The sequence below is a fragment of the Streptomyces sp. SD15 genome (assembly GCF_054462255.1).
The window spans coordinates 176,978-194,514 of the sequence record NZ_JBTLMO010000008.1 but is presented as its reverse complement, the minus strand read 5'-3'; the positions used below and the strand labels follow the sequence as shown (position 1 = coordinate 194,514).

Sequence of the window (17,537 nt, the reverse complement as noted above, 5' to 3'; positions counted from 1 at the left end):
AGGGGACCGGATACAGCCTCTCTCAGCTCGAGTCGCGGTGCACCACCCGCGCGCCCAGTACTTCGTGGGTCTCCGGCGCGGCACCGGGTTCGCGCACCGCGCGGTCGACCAGCTCCGCGAGGTCGCGCCCGGACGGCAGCTCGATGTGGACGGTGCTGAGGCGGGGCCGCAGCAGCCGGCCGAGCATCAGGTCGTCGGCGCCGATGACGGCCGTCTCGTCCGGGACGCCGATGCCCTCGTCCTTCAGGGCCCGCATCAGCAGCATCGCGTATTCGTCGTTGAACGCGAACACGGCGTCCAGACCGAGCGTGCGCCAGCGCGCCGCGAGCCGGGCGGCGGCCGCCTCCTCGTACGCGAGCGGCAGTTCGGTCACCGTGGCGTCGGTGTCGTGCAGGGAGCGGCGTACGCCTTCGAGGCGGGGCTTGGAGAAGAGCTCCAGTCCGGGTTCCGCGGGCACCACGACGCCGATGCGGCGCCGGCCACGGGTCACGAGGTGGGTGCCCGCGCTGTGGCCGACCTTGCTGTGGTCCATGAGCAGGGTGTGCGCGCCCTCCACGCGCTCGGGGCCCAGGGTGACCACGGCCCGGGCGCCGGAGCGCTTGAGGACGGCCACGCCCTGCGGGCCGAAGCCGCTGCCGGGCACGAGCACGGCGACCGGCCTGAGCTCCGCCCAGGCACGGGCGGCCTCGTCGCCGTGCAGCCCCACACTGCCGTACTGCACGACGGTGTAGTCCAAACGGCCCAGTGCCCATTGCAGTTCGTTGAAGAACTGGCTGTAGAGCGGCCCCACGGGCACGGTCGGGGCGGGCATCAGGACCATCCGGCTGTGCCCGGCGCGCAGACTGCGGGCCGCGGCGTGCGGGACGTAGCCGAGTTCCTTGGCCGCCTCGTGGACGCGGCGGCGGGTGGGCTCGCTGATTCGGACGGCGCTGGTGTTGTTCAGAACGTACGAGACGGTGGCCCGGGAGACTCCTGCCAGGCGGGCCACATCGGCGCTCGTCGGCACGGGTCGTTGTGCGGGCGACGCCGGGATGGGCTGTTTCGGTATCTGCACCATGACGGGTCGCATCCTTGCAGAAGCCCCGCGCGCCTCACCGCGCCGGGGGAGCTTCGCGAGCCCCCTGCGGCGGAACAACCCCTTCCGTGAGGGAACTTCCCCATCGCGTGCGGGAGTGCGCGTCCGGCGGTTACCGTGCGGTAGACGACGCGCTCCGGAGGTGTCCCCCATGGCTCACGACCGTGCCGCAGGTCTGGCGGAATGTGCTCGCGCCCTCGCCGACGGTGAGGTGACCTCGCGCGAGCTGGTCGAGCGGGCGCTGGCCCGCATCGAGGCGACCCAGTCCTCCCTGAACGCCTTCCGCCTGGTGCGCGCCGAGGAGGCGCTGGCCGAGGCCGACGCTGCGGACAAGGAACTGGCGGCGGGGGTGCGCCGGCCGCTGCTCGGGGTGCCGGTGGCGGTGAAGGACGACATGGACGTGGCCGGCCTGCCGACCGCGTTCGGCTGCCGCGGCGTCTTCCCGCCGGAGCCCGAGGACGGGGAAGCGGTACGCCGACTGCGCGGGGCCGGGGCGATCGTCATCGGCAAGACCAACACCTGCGAACTGGGGCAGTGGCCGTTCACCGAGGGGCCCGACTTCGGCGCCACCCGCAACCCCTGGCACGCCGACCACACCCCGGGCGGCTCGTCGGGCGGCTCCGCGGCGGCGGTGGCGGCGGGGCTGGTTCCGGCGGCGCTGGGCTCGGACGGAGCGGGCTCGGTCCGTATCCCGGCCTCCTGGACCCATCTGATCGGGATCAAGCCGCAGCGCGGCCGGATCTCGACGTGGCCGCGCCCCGAGTCGTTCCAGGGCATCACGGTCAACGGAACGCTCGCCCGCACGGTCGCCGACGCCGCCCTGCTGCTGGACGCGGCGAGCGGCAACCACCACGGCGACCTGCACCGCCCGCCCGCGCTGCGGGTGTCCGACGCGGTGGGCCGCGATCCGGGCCGGCTGCGCATCGCCCTGTCGTTGAAGCCGCCGTTCACCGCGCTGCCCGCCCGACTGGACGCCACCGTACGGGTGAAGGTCCTCGCGCTCGCGGAGCGGCTGGCGGCGCTCGGGCACGTGGTGGAGGAGGCGGAGCCGCGGTACGGGCGGATCGGGCTCACGTTCGTCCCGCGCGCGACGGCCGGTATCGCCGAACGGGTGCGCGACCTGCCCCACCCACACCTCCTGGACCGACGCACCCTCGGCGCCGCCCGTCTCGGCCGGCTGCTCGGCGGCGCGCCCCTGCGGGCGGCCCGCAAGGCCGAGGCCACCCTGCACCACCGGATCGGCGCGCTCTTCGACACGTACGACGTGTTGCTCGCGCCGACGACGGCCGCTCCCCCGCCGCGCATCGGCTCGATGACGGACCTCGGCGGCCTCGGCACCGACCGGGCCATGATCGCCGCCTGCCCTTACGCCTGGCCGTGGAACGTCCTCGGATGGCCCGGCGTGAACGTGCCCGCGGGATTCGTCGGCGAGGGCCTGCCGGTCGGCGCTCAGCTGCTCGGCCCGGCCCACAGCGAACCCCTGCTGGTCTCGCTGGCGGCCCAGTTGGAGGCCGATCAGCGGTGGCACGAGCGGTGGCCGCCGCGCGGGGCCGCGGCGAATTCCCCGGCGGTGTAGGCAAGTTCCGGCCTTACTCTGTGACCATGGGCGATGCGTCGATGGGCGGATTGATGGGGCGGGTGACCGGCACGGTGGGGCCGGGGCTCGTCGGTGAGGTGATGGTCCGGGTCCGCGGCGGCGCCGAGCACTTTGAGATCGTCCGGGCGGGCGCGAGCGCGTGCGTCGACCATATGGTGCTTCGCAACGGCGCCGACGGTATGTCGGACATGTTCGCCAAGGCGCTGACGATGGGCGGCACAGGGCTGGGCCTCGCCCGTCAGTTGCTGGCCTCGATGAACCAGAACGGCACGACGGAGAACGCGGCCGCCGGGCTCAACGGTCACGTGCCGCCGCGCTCGGAGAAGGTGCCGGTGGAGAAGGACAACAGGTGAATCGTTGAGACGTCGGGCGTACGGGAGTTGACCTCCGTACGCCCGAAGTCGCGCGCGCCCCAAGCCTGTACGCACGCTCCAAGCCCTGTACGTACACCCACGCCCTGTACGCACACCTCACGCCCTGTACGCGCGCTCGAAGTCCCGTACGCGGGGACCCGCTCGGCGCGCGGTGCCGCTCAGGCTCTAACGTGACCTGCGTGACTGCCAACACCGACGAACACGTACCCGGTCGCTTCGGCCCTACGGCCACCACCGAGGCCGAGCCCCGCGAGGTGGGCCGGGTACGCACGGAGTACTCGCCCGCGCACGACGGCGACCCCGATCCCGGCGAGATCGTCTGGACGTGGGTGCCCTTCGAGGAGAACGACGGCCGGGGCAAGGACCGCCCGGTGCTCGTCGTCGCCCGTGAGCCCGCCGGCACGCTGCTCGCCGTCCAGCTGTCGAGCAGGCGGCACGACGGCGACCGGGAGTGGGTACCGATCGGCAGCGGGCCGTGGGACCGGTCGGGGCGCGACTCGTGGGTGGACGTGGACCGGGTGCTGCGGCTGCACGAGGACGGTATGCGGCGGGAGGCCTGCGCACTGGACCGGATGCGGTTCAATCTGGTGGTGCACCGACTGCGGGAGCGGTACGGCTGGCGCTGAGCGCTCGCGCCACCGCCTCTTACCGGACGGTCACCCCTGCAAATACGCGTTCGAATGCACTCCGAATGGGCGAACCCTTGCGGTCGAGCACCCCGAAAACGACGTGCTCGAAGGAACCGGCGAACCGTCCGCCGTCCCCGAGCAGGGCACGGAAGGCGCCCGCCACCTGCTCGGGATCGTTGCGGAAGACACCGCAGCCCCACGCGCCGAGCACCAGCCGCCGGTAGCCATGGGCCACGGCCGTCTCGAGAACCCGCTCGGCCCGCGTGCCCAGGGCGCGTGGCAGCTCGGCCGCGCGCTGAGGGGCGGTGCGCTGCACGACTCCGGCGTTGGGGGCCGCGGCGGTCAGGAAGCCGACGGTGTACGGCTCGTCGAGCAACTGCCCGCGGTCGTCGCGGAAGACGGGCACACCGGGTGAGTGGATGACCCGGTCCGTGTAGAACGGATCGCGGTGGGCGCGGTGATGGTCGTAGAACTCCCGGGCCCGCAGCAGGCACACGTAGAGCGCGGCGGCCCGGCACAGGGCCTCTTCCTGGGCCTGCGCGCCGTTCAGATAGCCGCCGCCGGGATTGCGCGCCGAGGCGAAGTTCAACACGGCCACCGAGCCGCCCTCGCCCGTGAGCCGTCGGGCGGCCTCCAGGCTGCTCTCGCCAGTGACCTCGAACGAAGTGTCGACAGGTCCGGCCGGCGCCACGTCCACCGGCTCGGGACCGTACATCCGCGTGCCCGCCCGCGCGGCCTCGATCGCCGCGGCGATCGTCACCTCGCGCCCGTCGGACGCGCGATACGCACCCGCCGCGACGATCTCCTCCGTCTGCCGCGCGATCGCGCGCAGGCGCGCGCTCATGGCGCGACCCCCGTACGCGCCACGAGCGCGCCCCGCGCGCTCTCCCCCGTCGTGCCCATGAACGCATCGTGAGCGATGCTGGTCGTACAGCGCAACAGAAATTCGCGACCCCGCAAACAGTGCTGCACGGCCCGCCGGACAGCGACTCCCGGCCCCGCGAGCAACTATTTGCACCCTTGTGCGAACCGTCTCGAGGGTCTTGGGTGGGACGAGCGATGCCGGTCCGGCACCACGGACGCCGGACCGGCGACATGGTGGCATCTCAGGAGGATCCCGACATGTCCGATTCGGTGAGTGACTGTACGGAGCAACGCTCCGCCGTCACCGAGGCCGAGGTGGAAGCGCTGGTCCATGGCATCTGCTTCAAGACCGGACCACCCCGCACCCTCGGTGTCGAAGTGGAATGGCTCATCCACGAGCTGCGGACACCGCGGCTCCCCGCAACACCCGAACGACTCGAAGCGGCCTACGCCGCCGTGCGGCCCCTGCCCCTGCGTTCGGCGCTCACCGTCGAACCGGGTGGCCAGCTGGAGCTCAGCTCCCCTCCCGCCGCCTCCCTGATGGAGTGCATCGGGACCGTGTCCGCCGACCTCGACGCGGTACGCGCGGTATTGCGCGAGGCGGATCTCGGCCTCAGCGGGTACGGCCACGAACCCTGGAACCCCCCGAGCCGTTTCCTCCATGAGCCGCGCTACGACGCCATGGAGCGGTATCTCGACCGCGCGGGACCCGAGGGGCGGGCCATGATGTGCTCCTCCGCCTCCGTCCAGGTGTGCCTGGACGCCGGGTACGAGGAGCCGGGACCGCTCGGGCACGGGCGCCGCTGGTGGCTCGCGCACCAGCTCGGCGCGGTCCTGGTGGCCGCGTTCGCGCACTCGCCGGTGGCCCGGGGCCGGCACACGGGCTGGCGCTCCACGCGGCAGTCCCTGTGGACGGCGATGGACCCTGGACGCAGCAGCGCGCCTCCCCTGGGCGGCGACCCACGCGCCGCCTGGGCCCGGCACGTCCTGGACGCGCCGGTGATGTGCGTCCGGGCGCCGGACGGCCCCTGGGACGTACCGGAGAACATGAGTTTCCGGGCGTGGACCCGATCCGGCGCACCGCCGGACCGGGCGGATCTCGACTATCACCTCACGACCCTGTTCCCGCCGGTCCGCCCGCGCGGTCATCTGGAGCTCCGCATGATCGACGCGCAGCCGGGCGACGACGGGTGGATCGTGCCGCTCGCCGTGACGGCGGCGCTGTTCGACGACGCGGAGGCCGCGGAGACGGCCTACCGGACCGTCAAACCCCTCGCGGAGCGGGCGGATTCGCTCCCCGCGCCGCGCAATCCGCTGTGGATCGCCGCGGCGCGGGACGGACTGACCGACCCCGAGCTGCACGAGGCCGCCGTCACCTGCTTCGCGGCCGCCGCGGAGGCGCTGCCCCGGATGGGCGCCTCCGTCGCCGTCCGGGACGCGGTCGCGGAGTTCACGGAACGCTATGTGGCCCGGGGCCGCTGCCCTGCCGACGATCTCTTCCACGGCCAGGTCCACGACCGGATCCACGGCAAGTCCCACGGTCAGCTCCACGGGAAGGACATCCACACATGACCGCCCCGACATCACCCACGGACCCCGAGTCGCTCCGCAAGCGCGCACTGGAGGCTCTGATCACGGCCCGCGACCGCACCGCGCTCCTCACCTCCTGTGTGGACGAGCCCGAACTGACGGCACAGCACTCGCCGTTGATGTCCCCGCTGGTGTGGGACCTCGCGCACATCGGCAACCAGGAGGAGCTGTGGCTGCTGCGCGCGGTCGCCGGCCGTGACGCGATGCGGCCCGAGATCGACGGGCTGTACGACGCGTTCGAGCACTCTCGCGCCGAGCGGCCCTCGCTGCCGCTGCTGGCACCCGCCGAGGCCCGCCAGTACGCCGCCGAGGTACGCGGGCGGGCACTGGACGTCCTGGAGGGCACCGCGTTCGAGGGCACACCTCTCACCGAGTCGGGCTTCGCCTTCGGCATGATCGCGCAACACGAACAGCAGCACGACGAGACGATGCTGATCACCCATCAGCTCCGCAAGGGGACGGCGGCCCTCACCGCACCCGACCCCGCACCCGTGCCGCCCTTCGCGGGACCCGCCGAAGTCCTGGTACCGGGCGGCCCGTTCACGATGGGCACGTCCACCGAGCCGTGGGCATTGGACAACGAGCGGCCCGCGCACCGGCGCGAGGTCCCGCCGTTCTTCATCGACACCACTCCGGTGACGAACGCCGCGTACCAGGCCTTCATAGAGGCCGGCGGCTACGGCACCGAACGCTGGTGGACCGCGGAGGGCTGGGCCCACATCCGGGCGCACGGCATCGAGGCGCCGCTGTTCTGGCGCCGCGAGGGCGGGCAGTGGCTGCGGCGCCGCTTCGGCGTCACCGAGCCGGTGCCGGCCGACGAGCCGGTGCTGCACGTCTGCTGGTACGAGGCCGACGCGTACGCCCGCTGGGCGGGGCGCCGGCTGCCCACCGAGGCCGAGTGGGAGAAGGCGGCCCGCCACGACCCTGCGTCCGACCGCTCCACGCGTTATCCGTGGGGCGACGCCGACCCCACCCCCGAGCACGCCAACCTCGGCCAGCGCCATCTGCGCCCGGCCCCGGCCGGCAGCTACCCGGCGGGGGAATCTCCGCTCGGTGTACGGCAGTTGATCGGCGACGTGTGGGAGTGGACGTCGAGCGACCTGCACCCCCACCCCGGCTTCGCGGCCTTCCCGTACAAGGAGTACTCGGAGGTGTTCTTCGGGCCGGAATACAAGGTGCTGCGCGGCGGCTCGTTCGCCGTGGACCCGGTGGCCTGTCGGGGGACGTTCCGCAACTGGGACTATCCGATCCGGCGGCAGATCTTCTCCGGTTTCCGTACGGCGCGCGACGGGACCGTCTGATGTGTCGTCATCTGGCGTTCCTGGGGCCCGAGGAGCCGCTCGGCCGGCTCCTGGTGGAACCGCCGCACAGCCTGCACCGGCAGTCGTGGGAGCCGCGAAGACAGCGGCACGGGAAGGTCAACGCCGATGGTTTCGGGGTCGGTTGGTACGCCGAAGGGGATCCGGTACCCGCCCGGTACCGGCGTCCGGGGCCCATCTGGGGCGACCAGTCGTTCGCGGACCTGGCCCGTGTCGTCAGGTCCACGGCGCTGCTCGGCGCCGTACGGAACGCCACCCTGGGGGGAGCGGACGGGGAGGCCGCGGCGGCGCCGTTCGCCGCGGGTCCCTGGCTGTTCAGCCACAACGGCGCCGTCCCCGACTGGCCCGGCTCCCTCGCCCCGCTCGTGCAGACCCTGCCCGCCGAGGAGTTGCTGTCCCTGGAGGCCCGCTGCGACTCGGCGCTCGTCTGGGCGCTGGTCCTGCACCGGCTGCACACCGGTGACGACCAAGGCCGGGCGCTGGCCGAGACAGTTCTGGAGGTCGCCGAGGCGGCCCCCGGGTCCCGGCTCAATCTGCTGCTCACCGACGGCGAGACGATCACCGCGACGACCTGGGGCGACACCCTCTGGTACCTCGCCGACCCCGGCCGCCGCCGCACCGTCGTGGCCTCCGAGCCGTACGACGACGACCCGCACTGGCAGGAGGTGCCGGACCGCACGCTGCTCGCGGCGAGCCGCACCGACGTCCTGCTCACTCCGCTCAAGGACCCGCACGACCAGGAAGGCCCGTACGACCGGAAAGGCCGGCCCGCCCCCATGGCATCCGCACGCCCGAAGGAGCCCAGCACGTGAGCCCGTTCCTTCTCACCCGCACCCTGCCCGAGGACGCCACGGACGCGGCACTGCGTGCCGATGTCCTGCACGGCCTTACGCACACGCCCAAAACGCTGCCGCCCAAATGGTTCTACGACGCCTACGGCAGCGAGCTCTTCGAGAAGATCACCGAGCTGCCCGAGTACTACCCCACCCGGGCAGAGCGCGAGATCCTGATCGACCGGGCCCCCGAGATCGCCGCGACGACCGGTGCGCGCACCCTCGTCGAGCTGGGCTCCGGCTCGTCCGAGAAGACGCGGTACCTGCTCGACGCGCTGCCGGGGCTGCACACGTACGTGCCGGTCGACGTCAGCGAGAGCGCCCTGACCCAGGCCGGGCACGCGCTGATCGCCGAGCATCCGGATCTAGGCGTACATGCGCTGATCGCCGACTTCACGGGCGGTCTCGCGCTTCCCGGTACCCCCGGGCCGCGGCTGGTGGCGTTCCTCGGCGGCACGGTCGGGAATCTGCTGCCCGCCGAACGCGCCACGTTCCTGGCCTCGGTACGGTCCCTGCTGCAACCCGGCGACGCCCTGTTGCTCGGCACCGACCTGGTCAAGGACGAGTCGGTCCTTGTCGCCGCGTACGACGACGCGGCCGGGGTGACGGCCGAGTTCAACAAGAATGTGCTGACTGTCGTCAATCGCGAGCTCGGCGCCGACTTCGACCCGGACGCGTTCACCCATGTCGCCCTCTGGGACACGGAGCAGGAGTGGATCGAGATGCGGCTGCGGTCGCGGACCGACCAGACCGTGAAGATCCCCGCCCTCGACCTGGCCGTCGACTTCGCGGCGGGCGAGGAACTGCGCACCGAGATCTCGGCGAAGTTCCGCGAGGAGGGCGTGCGGCGCGAACTGGCCGCCGCGGGGCTCGACCTGGCGCATTGGTGGACGGACAAGAAGGACCGTTTCGCGCTGTCCCTCAGTCTGGTCCGGTGACGGCCGGGGGAGGCCCGGCCCAAGGGCGGGCCTCCCCCGTTCTCCCCGACATCTCGCGAACCACGCCCCTGTGGGGCACCGTGGAATGACGGGTGGCACACCCGTCACGGCCGAGAGGAGCACCCGCATGTCCGACCACACGTACCGGGTCACCGAGATCGTCGGCACCTCCCACGAGGGCGTCGACCAGGCCATTCGCAACGGGATCGCCCGCGCCTCGCAGACACTGCGCAACCTGGACTGGTTCGAGATCACGCAGGTCAGGGGGCAGATCGTGGACGGGGCGATCGAGTACTACCAGGTCGGCCTGAAGGTCGGGTTCCGCCTGGAGGACAGCGCCTGACCCGAACCGCCCGTCCCGGGCGGCGTACCCCTCAGGCCCGCCCCTCCCGCTCCTGCGCGTCCTTCAGCGCCGCGGACGCGGTCCCCCAGCGCGCCCGTACGACCTTGAAACCGGCCCGCTCCGCGTCGTCGCAGACGAGTTCGTCGTCGTCCACGAGGACGCGGATCTCTCGGTCGCGAGCGAGCCCACGAAGGATGTCCAGCTTGGTGCGGCGGGCGGGCCTGCGGTCGTCGTTGCGGCGCATCCAGATGCGCCCCTCGGGCAGCCCCTGGGCGGCCAGCCAGTCGACGGTGTCGCGGCGGCAGCGCTCGGGGCGGCCGGTGAGGTAGACCACCTCGCAGTCCTGCGCCCTTTTCAGCGCCAGGGCCATGCCCTCGGCCAGCGGGGGATCCTGCGGCGCGGCCGCGAAGAACGCGTCCCAGTCCCGGGGCTCGCGCTCCAGAAACCGCTGCCGATGCGCGGTGTCCGCGAGCGTGCCGTCGACGTCGAACACGGCGAGCGGCCTGGACCGGCCCGACGCCGTGATCCTGGTGGTCCTTGTCACGCGGACCACCCTAGGCAGTGCCTCACAACTTCTGTCTCTCCAAGGACTGTTGACAACACCGGGCGAGCCCTTAACGTGAACCCTCGCGCGGCCTGTCGCACGACATTCGGTATTTCGAACATGCGGGACGGTGGAGGGACACCACCACCCCGACTCTTCGGCATGCGGCGGATCACGTGAATCCCCCCGGACAAGGAGAGCCGCGTCATGATCACCCCCGACCGAAACGCGTCCTCGACGCCCCTCACGCCCTCCCGCCGCAGTCTGCTGCGCGCGATGGTCGCGCTCCCCGCGACCGCACTCGTCCTGGGCGAACTGCCCGGACTGCTGGGCACGGCCGGGGCGGCGGCACCCGCCCACGGCTCCGCCACCCGCTACACCATCGTGCCGTTCCTGAACAGCAACGACGGCACCGTGAACGTCTACCAGTCCGACGACGCCACGGACTTCCGTCTCGTCAAGGCGTCCGCCTACACCCCGCCCAGCAACCGCATCCGCGACGCCAGCGTGTTCAAGCACACCGACGGCTACTACTACATCACGTACACCACGCACACCTGGCAGGACGTCAGCACCACCATCGGCTTCGCCCGCAGCTCGGACCGGGCCAACTGGACTTTCCTGTACGACTACACGGTCCCCGTCGCCAACCTGTCCCGCGCGTGGGCGCCCGAGTGGTTCGTCGACAGCGACGGCAGCGTGAACGTCATCGTGTCCTGCTCGACCACCGCCGACGAGTGGATCTTCACGCCGTATGTACTGAAGGCGACCAACTCCGCGCTCACCGGGTGGAGTTCACCTGTAGGCCTGTCCGGCATCGGCACCAACCACATCGACACGTTCATCGTGAAGATCGGCTCCACGTACCACGCGTTCCCGAAGAACGAGACGACGAAGTACATCGAGTACGCCACCGCCACCAGCCTGACGGGGCCCTACACCATCACCAGGACCGGCGACTGGGCCGGCTGGGGCGGCACGCGTGAGGGGCCCGCGCTGGTCCAGCTCGACAACGGCGCCTGGCGGATCTTCTTCGACGGCTACGGCGACGGCAGTTACTACTACAGCGACAGCTACGACACCTTCGCCACCTGGAGCGCGCCGAGGAAGCTGCCGGGCGTCTCCGGTAAGGCCCGGCACTTCACCGTGATCAAGGAGACGGTCTCCGGCGGGGTGAACCTGGCGACCAACGTCACGCGTTCCTTCCGGTCGGGCAACTACACCACCCGCTACTGGCAGGGGCAGTCGGCGCTGCTCAACCTTCCCGTGGTGAGCGCCTCCAGCAGCACCGCCGAGAAGCAGGCGTCCACCTTCACCGTGGTGGCGGGCCTCGCCGACGCGAACGGCTACTCCTTCCGGGACACGGCCGGCAACTACCTGCGGCACTGGGACTTCCGGGCCCGCTTCGACGCGAACAACGGAACGTCGACTTTCGCCAAGGACGCCACGTTCATCGCCCGCACCGGCACGCCCGACGGCGCGCTGCGCTTCGAGTCGTACAACTACCCGGGCTACTACCTGCGCCACTACAACTACCAGCTCCGCGTGGACATCTCCGACGGCACCGACCTGTTCCGCCAGGACAGCTCCTTCGTCCCCGTGACGGCCTGGGCATGACCGCCGCAACAGCCGGAGAAGAGAGGGAGAACCCCGATGAGTGACCGCACCGGCCCGCTCCAGCCGTCCCGCCGCACCGTGCTGGGGGCGATGGCCGCCCTGACCGCGTCCTTTGCCATCGGCGCCCCGTCCGCGCGCGCCGCGGCCACAACCGCGTACGTCATGGGCTACTTCACCGAGTCCCCGAACTGGCTCGGCGCCGACTACGGCCTCCACCTGGCCGTCAGCACCGACTCGCTCCAGTGGACCCCGCTGAACCAGAACAACCCGGTCGTGACGCCGACCGGGGGCACCGGCGGTCTGCGCGACCCGTTCATCATGCGCAAGCAGGACGGCACCTTCGTGGTGATCGCCACCGACCTCAAGGGGACCGACTGGAGCCTGCAGAGTCAATACATCCATGTCTGGGACTCCGCCGACCTGCGTTCCTTCACCGGCTACCGTCGGTTGAAGCTGCACGACATGGCCACCCACAGCTGGGCCCCTGAGGCGTTCTGGGACGCGGGGCGCGGCCAGTACGGGATCATCTACTCGGCCGTCAACTCCAGTGGCCACAACGTCATCATGGTGAACTACACCACCGACTTCGTCACGGCATCGGCCGCGCAGGTCTTCTTCGACCCCGGCTACGACGTGATCGACGGCGACCTCGCCGTGGGCGTGAACGGCGTGAACTACCTGTACTTCAAGAAGGACCAGACACTGGTCGGCGCCAGGTCCACCTCCCTGAACCCGGGCAGCTTCACCGTGTTCAGCACGCCGGTCGCGCACGGCGGCACCGAGGCCCCGACCCTTGTGAAGTCCCAGACATCGAGCAACTGGTTTCTCTGGGGCGACACCTACACGCCCAACGGCGTGTTCTACGCCTGGCAGTCCACCGACCTCGCCGCGGGCACCTGGACGGCGGTGGACCAGCGCCTCTACACCCAGCCGCTCAACTCCAAGCACTGCACCATCCAGACCATCACCACGACCGAGTACGACAACCTCGTGGCGAGGTACGGCACACCGTCGTGGAACCGGATCAAGTCCTATAACTTCCCGGCCCGTTACGTCCGGCACTCCGACTACGTAGGCCGGATCGACGAGTACCCGTTCGACCCGTACACCGACTCGCAGTGGAAGCTCGTGCCAGGGCTCGCCGACAGCTCGGGGGTGTCCTTCCAGTCGGTCAACTACCCGACCCGCTACCTGCGGCACTACAACTACCAACTGCGGCTGGACGTGAACGACAGCACCACCGCTTTCGCCCAGGACGCCACGTTCTACCGGACGGCGGGCCTGGCCGACACCTCCTGGACATCTTTCCGCTCCTTCAACCATCCGGACCGTTACATCCGGCACGCAAGCTACGTCCTGCGCATCGATCCCATCTCCACCAGTACCGAAAGGGCCGACGCCACGTTCTCGGTCGGGTACTGATCCCCCTTCGTCCCCAGGAGACACCCCCCATGTCACCTCTCCGCAGACTCCTCGCCACTCTGGCAGCGGCGACCGCCGCTCTGGGCGGGCTCACGGCGACCGCCCCCACCGCGGCGGCCGCCGACTCGGGCACGTTCAACGTGCTCAGTTACAACGTCGCGGGGCTGCCCGAGGCCATCTCCAGCGCCCCGACCCCCCGCGAGTCCAGCACCACGGCGATCGGCCAGCGGATCGCCCCGTACGACATCGTCCAGGTGCAGGAGGACTTCAACTACCACGCGTACCTCTACGCCGCCGACACCACCCACGCCTACCGCACCGCCACCAGTGGCGGCGCCGGCATAGGCAGCGGGCTCAACACCCTGTCGAAGATCTCCTACGACTCCGACGACTTCGAGCGGGGCGACTGGAACTCCTGCCAGCTCGACTCGGGCGACTGCCTGACTCCCAAGGGCTTCACGTTCATGCGCGAGCGCCTCGCCGAAGGCGTCTACGTGGACTTCTACAACCTGCACACCAACGCCGGTACCAGTGACGGCGATCTGGCCTCGCGGGCGGACAACCTCAACCAGCTCACCGCGTTCATCCAGAGCCACTCCAAGGGCAACGCCGTGGTCGTCATGGGTGACACGAACACGCGCTACACCCGCTCCGGCGACACGATCCGCGAGTTCAACGCGGCCAACGGCCTGACCGACGCCTGGGTACAGCTCGTCCGCGGCGGCACCCCGCCCGCCAAGGGCAGCGACGCGCTGGTCTGCGACCAGACCGGCCCGACGGTGCCCAACACCTGCGAGGTCGTCGACAAGATCCTCTACCGGGGCAGCAAGCTGGTCTCGCTCAACGCCACCAGCTACAACAACGAGCACGCGAGCTTCCTCACCTCCGACGGGCTCATGCTCTCCGACCACGACCCGATCACCGCCAAGTTCACCTGGTCGCGCAACTCCGCCTACCAGCTCAGCGACCAGTTCGGCGGCCCGCACGGGAACTACTTCAACGACATCGACAGCGTGCCGGCCGGCGCTGGGGCCACCGCCGTCTCGCTGCGCGCCGGTTCACGCGTCGACCAGATGGGGCTGACGCTCAGCAACGGCACGACGCTGACGCACGGGGGCACGGGCGGCACCGCGTCGTCCCTCACTCTCGGCAGCGGCGAGTACCTCACCTCGGCGCAGCTGTGCCAGGGCGTGAAGGACGGCAACACCCGGATCTTCTCCGCGAAGTTCACCACCAACCTCGGCCGCAGCCTGGCCGGCGGCACGACGACCTCGGACTGCGTGACCCGCACCGCGCCGACCGGCTGGCAGATCGCCGGATTCCATGGCCGTACGGGCGACGAGGTCGACAAGATCGGCTTCATCTACACCCAGCGCTGACCGGTTCCCCGCCACGCCTCGAGGGGCGTGGCGGGGTCCCCGGCTACCGCGTCACGCCTCGACATTCTCTCGACCCGGGTCTACACGACCTTCTCCAACAACCAGTTCGGCTACGCCGCCGCCCAGTCCCTGGTGTTCATGGCGCTCATCGCGCTGCTCACCTGGGTGCAGCGGCGCGCGCTGCGGAGGGCCTGACGTGCTGCACAAGACCGTACGACCCGTGCGGAAGCGCTCGTGGGCGGCGATGGCCGCCGGGTCGAGCGTGGCGAGTATCCGGTCGGCCTCCGCCCAGGCCTCCGCGGGGGGCCTGCGCAACTGGCCGCCGCTCACCTGGTAGTGCGCGCCCTCGAAGTCGTACGACTCCCCGCTCCACGCCCTGCGCAGCAGGCTCAGGAACTCGTCGGTGCGCGCGTAGCGGGCGTCGTGGTCGAGGGCGCGTGGTGACGCGGGACTGGAGGGAGTTGCGCGCGGTCACGCCGACCACGGAGCGGTCATCGCCGGTGGTCGGCAGGAACCAGTGCAGACCGAGCAGCACCAGCGGCACCCGCGTCGCGGCGCGTGCCGCGCTCCGGTCGTCCAGCGCCAGTGGGCTGAGGATCACGCCGTCGACCAGCGGATCGGTGCGCCCCAGGGCGATGTCCAGCTCGTCCTGGGGACGGCCGCCGGTGCACTCCACGAGGAGTGTGCACCCGTGCGCGGCGGCCTGGCTCAGCAACTGCTCGGCCAGCTCCGCGAAGTAAGGCATCGTCAGTTCGGGCACGACGAGCAGCAGCACTCCGCTGCGGCCGGTGCGCAGTCCTCGCGCGGCGGTGTTGGGCCGGTATCCCAGTTCCTCGACGGCTCGCAGCACCCGCTCCCGGGTGGCCTCGGAGAAACGCCCGGTACCCCGTACGACATTGGAGACCGTCCGCATGGACACCCCGGCCCGCTCGGCCACTTCCTTGAGTCCGATCGCTGCGCTCACCGGCTCACCCTAAGGCCGACGACACCGGTCAGTGGTGGTCTCGTTGACCGCCCTCGTTTCCGTAACCGCCGTATCCATATCCGCCATATCCGCCGTATCCGTAGCCGCCGTATTCATAACCGGGTGAGCCGTACTGTCCAGTGGTCGGCGGGCAGTAGTTGTACGGGTAGCAGCCGTACGTGGGAGATGAGGACGCCGATGTCGACAAGGTCGGCGCGGGCGTCGACGACGGCTTGGCCGAGGGGGTGGGCGTGCTGCTCGGCGACGGTGTCGTCGAGGGTTTCCTGGGGGCGTGGGTCACCGGTGCGGTGACGTCCTGGTCGGCGTCCCAGTTGACCGCCTCCATCTGGAGCGAGGGCGAGGAGGTGTCCAACGTCCAGTGCTGGTCGGCGTCGTTCTCGCGGAGTTTGAGGACCAGTGCCGCTTCGCCCTCGGTGGAGGCGGGTGTGAGGGCCAGATCCTGGTTCCAGCGTGGCACCACCGCGCCCTGGAGGGTGAAGTCGTAGCGCACGTTCTTGGTGCCCGGCTGCGACTTGCCCGTGCAGGGCGCCAGTTGGACCGAGTAGCCGAGGTGGGAGTCGAGGCAGAGGTCGGGGGCGGCCACGTCACGCAGCACTCCGTCCTTCTCGTACGACCATTCCTGGCTCGCGGCCGAGGAGCACGGCGTGAGTGCGGTCTCCGCTCCCTTCACGGGCTTCTTGCCCACGATGCCGATGCACAGCCCGGTCTCGGTGTTGCGCAGCCGACCGCGCACGGCGCCGTTCGACGTCTCGTCGGCGCCTATCCAGGACGGGTTCGCGCCGGACGCCTTGGCCGGGCCCGAACTGGGCGAGCCCGAAGGTCCGGTGTTGTCGGCCATGCCGTCCTCGCCGCTCGAGCTCTGGCCGACCCACAGGACCAGCGGGACCAGGATCAGACCGCTCACGGTCAGCGCGGCCAGGGCGATGTTCCGGCGGCGCGGGGAGCGTCGGGGGGCCTTGTGCGTCGGCGGGCGGGAGTCGGCGGGCGACTGGTGTCGAGGTGCCGGGCGCGGGGGGGCGCTCGGCGGGAGGGGGAGATGGCTCGGCAGGGGCGGAATTCCGTTCACGCCGGGCACGGGGGCCGCGGCCGCGGCCGCCGTCACCTCCACGATCGCGGTGGCGGTGGCGGTGACGGTGACGCTTCCGGGGCGGGACGCCAGATAGGCCGCGGCGCCCCAGCCCAGCACGGCTTCGGCCAGCGGCGCGGCGAGTTCGCCGTTGAACAGGCTCAACTGGTCGGCGGTGTACCGGCAGTGCCGGCAACGGCCCATGTGCCGACGCAGATCGGGGTCCAGGTCGATGCCGCCGCGGCGCAGGGACACATCCAGCATCCGGTGGTAGTGGAGGCACTCCTCCTCGGGGGCCAGTTCGCGATGGATCTCCAGGCAGCCCTCGCGCAGGCGTTCCCGGGCCCGCCGCAGTTCCACGGCGGCGTCGTCGTCGCCGATGCCCAACAGGGCTGCGGGCAGGGCCAGTTGATCGGCCTCGACCTCAACGTGCCACAGCAGGCAGCGGGCGGGCTCCGTAAGCCGTTGGAACGCCCGGGACAACAGCCGTCTGCCCTCCGGCGGAAGGAGTCGCGCCGCGACCCGCTCCACGCTGTCGTCACCGGCCAGCAGCTCGGGATGGAGCAGTTCCCGACGCTGGTCCGCGAGCCATTCGGCGCCCATTCGGCGCACGGTGACCAGCAACTGCGGCCGCCAGGCAGCCGTCGGTCCGGTCTGCCGAAGCGATTCGCCGAACAGTCGGGTGAAAGCGGCCGTGGTGAGCATTCCGGCGGGGCGTACACCGTTGGTGCACAGTCGTGCGTAGGAGAAGACCGCTTCCCAGTGGCGGTCCAGGAGTTCCCCGACGGGATGGTGCGCGGGCGTCTTCCCCGAGCTCTTCTTCAGTTCGACCGCGAGCCGCTCATCCGAAACGTCGAACAAGCGAGCGGGTGTTGGGGAATGAGACAGTGCTGCGTCATTCACGTCCGCTTTCCTCCCAAAGGTAACGCAGGAAATAGTCCATACCAATGGGTATGTAGCCC

Annotated in this window: 15 protein-coding genes and 3 pseudogenes; 12 read left to right on the top strand and 6 right to left on the bottom strand. The window is 70.8% G+C overall.

Translation table 11 applies throughout. The features are described from left to right. Positions 1-22: 22 nt before the first annotated feature. Positions 23-1,057 carry a LacI family DNA-binding transcriptional regulator gene (locus tag ACX28W_RS11090; protein WP_458998710.1) on the bottom strand — a complete coding sequence of 345 codons (1,035 nt, stop codon included), beginning with the start codon at positions 1,055-1,057 and terminating at the stop codon, positions 23-25. Positions 1,058-1,226: 169 nt separating this feature from the next. Between ACX28W_RS11090 and ACX28W_RS11085 the strand changes: the two genes are divergently transcribed. The 3 genes and pseudogenes from ACX28W_RS11085 to ACX28W_RS11075 all read left to right on the top strand — a co-directional run bounded on the left by ACX28W_RS11085 (position 1,227) and on the right by ACX28W_RS11075 (position 3,672). Then, positions 1,227-2,651 (top strand): amidase, encoded by a 1,425-nt coding sequence (locus ACX28W_RS11085; RefSeq protein ID WP_458998709.1) that lies wholly within the window; start codon positions 1,227-1,229, stop codon positions 2,649-2,651. A 134-nt stretch (positions 2,652-2,785) separates the two neighbouring features. Next, a pseudogene (locus tag ACX28W_RS11080) lies at positions 2,786-3,025 on the top strand (flotillin family protein); the annotation flags it as partial. A 200-nt stretch (positions 3,026-3,225) separates the two neighbouring features. After that, positions 3,226-3,672, top strand: coding sequence for a type II toxin-antitoxin system PemK/MazF family toxin (locus ACX28W_RS11075; RefSeq protein WP_458998708.1), 447 nt, complete (start codon positions 3,226-3,228; stop codon positions 3,670-3,672). Between the two features lie 19 nt (positions 3,673-3,691). Here ACX28W_RS11075 and ACX28W_RS11070 read toward each other — a convergent pair whose 3' ends face one another. After that, positions 3,692-4,519 (bottom strand): TIGR02452 family protein, encoded by an 828-nt coding sequence (locus tag ACX28W_RS11070; RefSeq protein ID WP_458998707.1) that lies wholly within the window; start codon positions 4,517-4,519, stop codon positions 3,692-3,694. A gap of 278 nt (positions 4,520-4,797) precedes the next feature. Between ACX28W_RS11070 and egtA the strand changes: the two genes are divergently transcribed. The 5 genes from egtA to ACX28W_RS11045 all read left to right on the top strand — a co-directional run bounded on the left by egtA (position 4,798) and on the right by ACX28W_RS11045 (position 9,562). Continuing rightward, a complete protein-coding gene (egtA, locus tag ACX28W_RS11065) occupies positions 4,798-6,111 on the top strand; it encodes an ergothioneine biosynthesis glutamate--cysteine ligase EgtA (protein WP_458998706.1) in 1,314 nt (437 codons plus the stop codon). Then, a complete protein-coding gene (gene egtB, locus ACX28W_RS11060; RefSeq protein ID WP_458998705.1) occupies positions 6,108-7,430 on the top strand; it encodes an ergothioneine biosynthesis protein EgtB in 1,323 nt (440 codons plus the stop codon). Before egtA ends, egtB begins: the two co-directional genes overlap by 4 nt. Next, positions 7,430-8,260: an ergothioneine biosynthesis protein EgtC gene (gene egtC, locus ACX28W_RS11055; protein ID WP_458998704.1), complete on the top strand. Its 831-nt coding sequence runs from the start codon at positions 7,430-7,432 to the stop codon at positions 8,258-8,260. Before egtB ends, egtC begins: the two co-directional genes overlap by 1 nt. Continuing rightward, on the top strand, positions 8,257-9,219 hold the full coding sequence (gene egtD / locus ACX28W_RS11050; RefSeq protein WP_458998703.1) for an L-histidine N(alpha)-methyltransferase: 963 nt from the start codon (positions 8,257-8,259) through the stop codon (positions 9,217-9,219). Before egtC ends, egtD begins: the two co-directional genes overlap by 4 nt. A gap of 127 nt (positions 9,220-9,346) precedes the next feature. Continuing rightward, positions 9,347-9,562 (top strand): dodecin, encoded by a 216-nt coding sequence (locus tag ACX28W_RS11045; protein ID WP_458998702.1) that lies wholly within the window; start codon positions 9,347-9,349, stop codon positions 9,560-9,562. Positions 9,563-9,593: 31 nt separating this feature from the next. Here the strand turns inward: ACX28W_RS11045 and ACX28W_RS11040 are convergent, their stop codons facing one another. Next, positions 9,594-10,088, bottom strand: coding sequence for a phosphatase domain-containing protein (locus tag ACX28W_RS11040; protein ID WP_458998742.1), 495 nt, complete (start codon positions 10,086-10,088; stop codon positions 9,594-9,596). Positions 10,089-10,313: 225 nt separating this feature from the next. Between ACX28W_RS11040 and ACX28W_RS11035 the strand changes: the two genes are divergently transcribed. The 4 genes from ACX28W_RS11035 to ACX28W_RS11020 are packed head-to-tail and all read left to right on the top strand — an operon-like array spanning position 10,314 to position 14,719. Next, positions 10,314-11,723 (top strand): glycoside hydrolase family 43 protein, encoded by a 1,410-nt coding sequence (locus ACX28W_RS11035; protein WP_458998701.1) that lies wholly within the window; start codon positions 10,314-10,316, stop codon positions 11,721-11,723. A 36-nt stretch (positions 11,724-11,759) separates the two neighbouring features. Next, the gene (locus tag ACX28W_RS11030) at positions 11,760-13,145 is read left to right on the top strand and encodes a glycoside hydrolase family 43 protein (RefSeq protein ID WP_458998700.1); all 1,386 of its coding nucleotides are present in this window, start codon (positions 11,760-11,762) and stop codon (positions 13,143-13,145) included. 29 nt (positions 13,146-13,174) lie between these two features. After that, positions 13,175-14,524, top strand: coding sequence for a jacalin-like lectin (locus ACX28W_RS11025; RefSeq protein WP_458998699.1), 1,350 nt, complete (start codon positions 13,175-13,177; stop codon positions 14,522-14,524). Positions 14,525-14,551: 27 nt separating this feature from the next. Further along, complete coding sequence (locus ACX28W_RS11020) at positions 14,552-14,719, top strand: hypothetical protein (RefSeq protein ID WP_458998698.1); 168 nt, start codon at positions 14,552-14,554, stop codon at positions 14,717-14,719. 105 nt (positions 14,720-14,824) lie between these two features. Here the strand turns inward: ACX28W_RS11020 and ACX28W_RS11015 are convergent. The 3 genes and pseudogenes from ACX28W_RS11015 to ACX28W_RS11005 form a co-directional block, all read right to left on the bottom strand. Continuing rightward, a pseudogene (locus ACX28W_RS11015) lies at positions 14,825-14,956 on the bottom strand (LLM class flavin-dependent oxidoreductase); the annotation flags it as partial. A 391-nt stretch (positions 14,957-15,347) separates the two neighbouring features. Next, positions 15,348-15,461, bottom strand: a pseudogene (locus tag ACX28W_RS11010) (LacI family DNA-binding transcriptional regulator); the annotation flags it as partial. A 55-nt stretch (positions 15,462-15,516) separates the two neighbouring features. Continuing rightward, entirely contained in the window at positions 15,517-17,478 is a 1,962-nt protein-coding gene (locus tag ACX28W_RS11005; RefSeq protein WP_458998697.1) for a ricin-type beta-trefoil lectin domain protein, read from the bottom strand. Positions 17,479-17,537 lie beyond the last annotated feature (59 nt).

Excerpts from the sequence above, each read along its gene's own strand:
- ACX28W_RS11045 (WP_458998702.1), top strand. The coding sequence starts at position 9,347 with ATGTCCGACCACACGTACCGGGTCACCGAGATCGTCGGCACCTCCCAC.
- egtA (WP_458998706.1), top strand. The coding sequence starts at position 4,798 with ATGTCCGATTCGGTGAGTGACTGTACGGAGCAACGCTCCGCCGTCACC.
- ACX28W_RS11025 (WP_458998699.1), top strand. The coding sequence starts at position 13,175 with ATGTCACCTCTCCGCAGACTCCTCGCCACTCTGGCAGCGGCGACCGCC.
- ACX28W_RS11070 (WP_458998707.1), bottom strand. The coding sequence starts at position 4,519 with ATGAGCGCGCGCCTGCGCGCGATCGCGCGGCAGACGGAGGAGATCGTC.
- egtC (WP_458998704.1), top strand. The coding sequence starts at position 7,430 with ATGTGTCGTCATCTGGCGTTCCTGGGGCCCGAGGAGCCGCTCGGCCGG.
- egtB (WP_458998705.1), top strand. The coding sequence starts at position 6,108 with ATGACCGCCCCGACATCACCCACGGACCCCGAGTCGCTCCGCAAGCGC.
- ACX28W_RS11030 (WP_458998700.1), top strand. The coding sequence starts at position 11,760 with ATGAGTGACCGCACCGGCCCGCTCCAGCCGTCCCGCCGCACCGTGCTG.
- ACX28W_RS11085 (WP_458998709.1), top strand. The coding sequence starts at position 1,227 with ATGGCTCACGACCGTGCCGCAGGTCTGGCGGAATGTGCTCGCGCCCTC.
- ACX28W_RS11090 (WP_458998710.1), bottom strand. The coding sequence starts at position 1,057 with ATGGTGCAGATACCGAAACAGCCCATCCCGGCGTCGCCCGCACAACGA.
- ACX28W_RS11035 (WP_458998701.1), top strand. The coding sequence starts at position 10,314 with ATGATCACCCCCGACCGAAACGCGTCCTCGACGCCCCTCACGCCCTCC.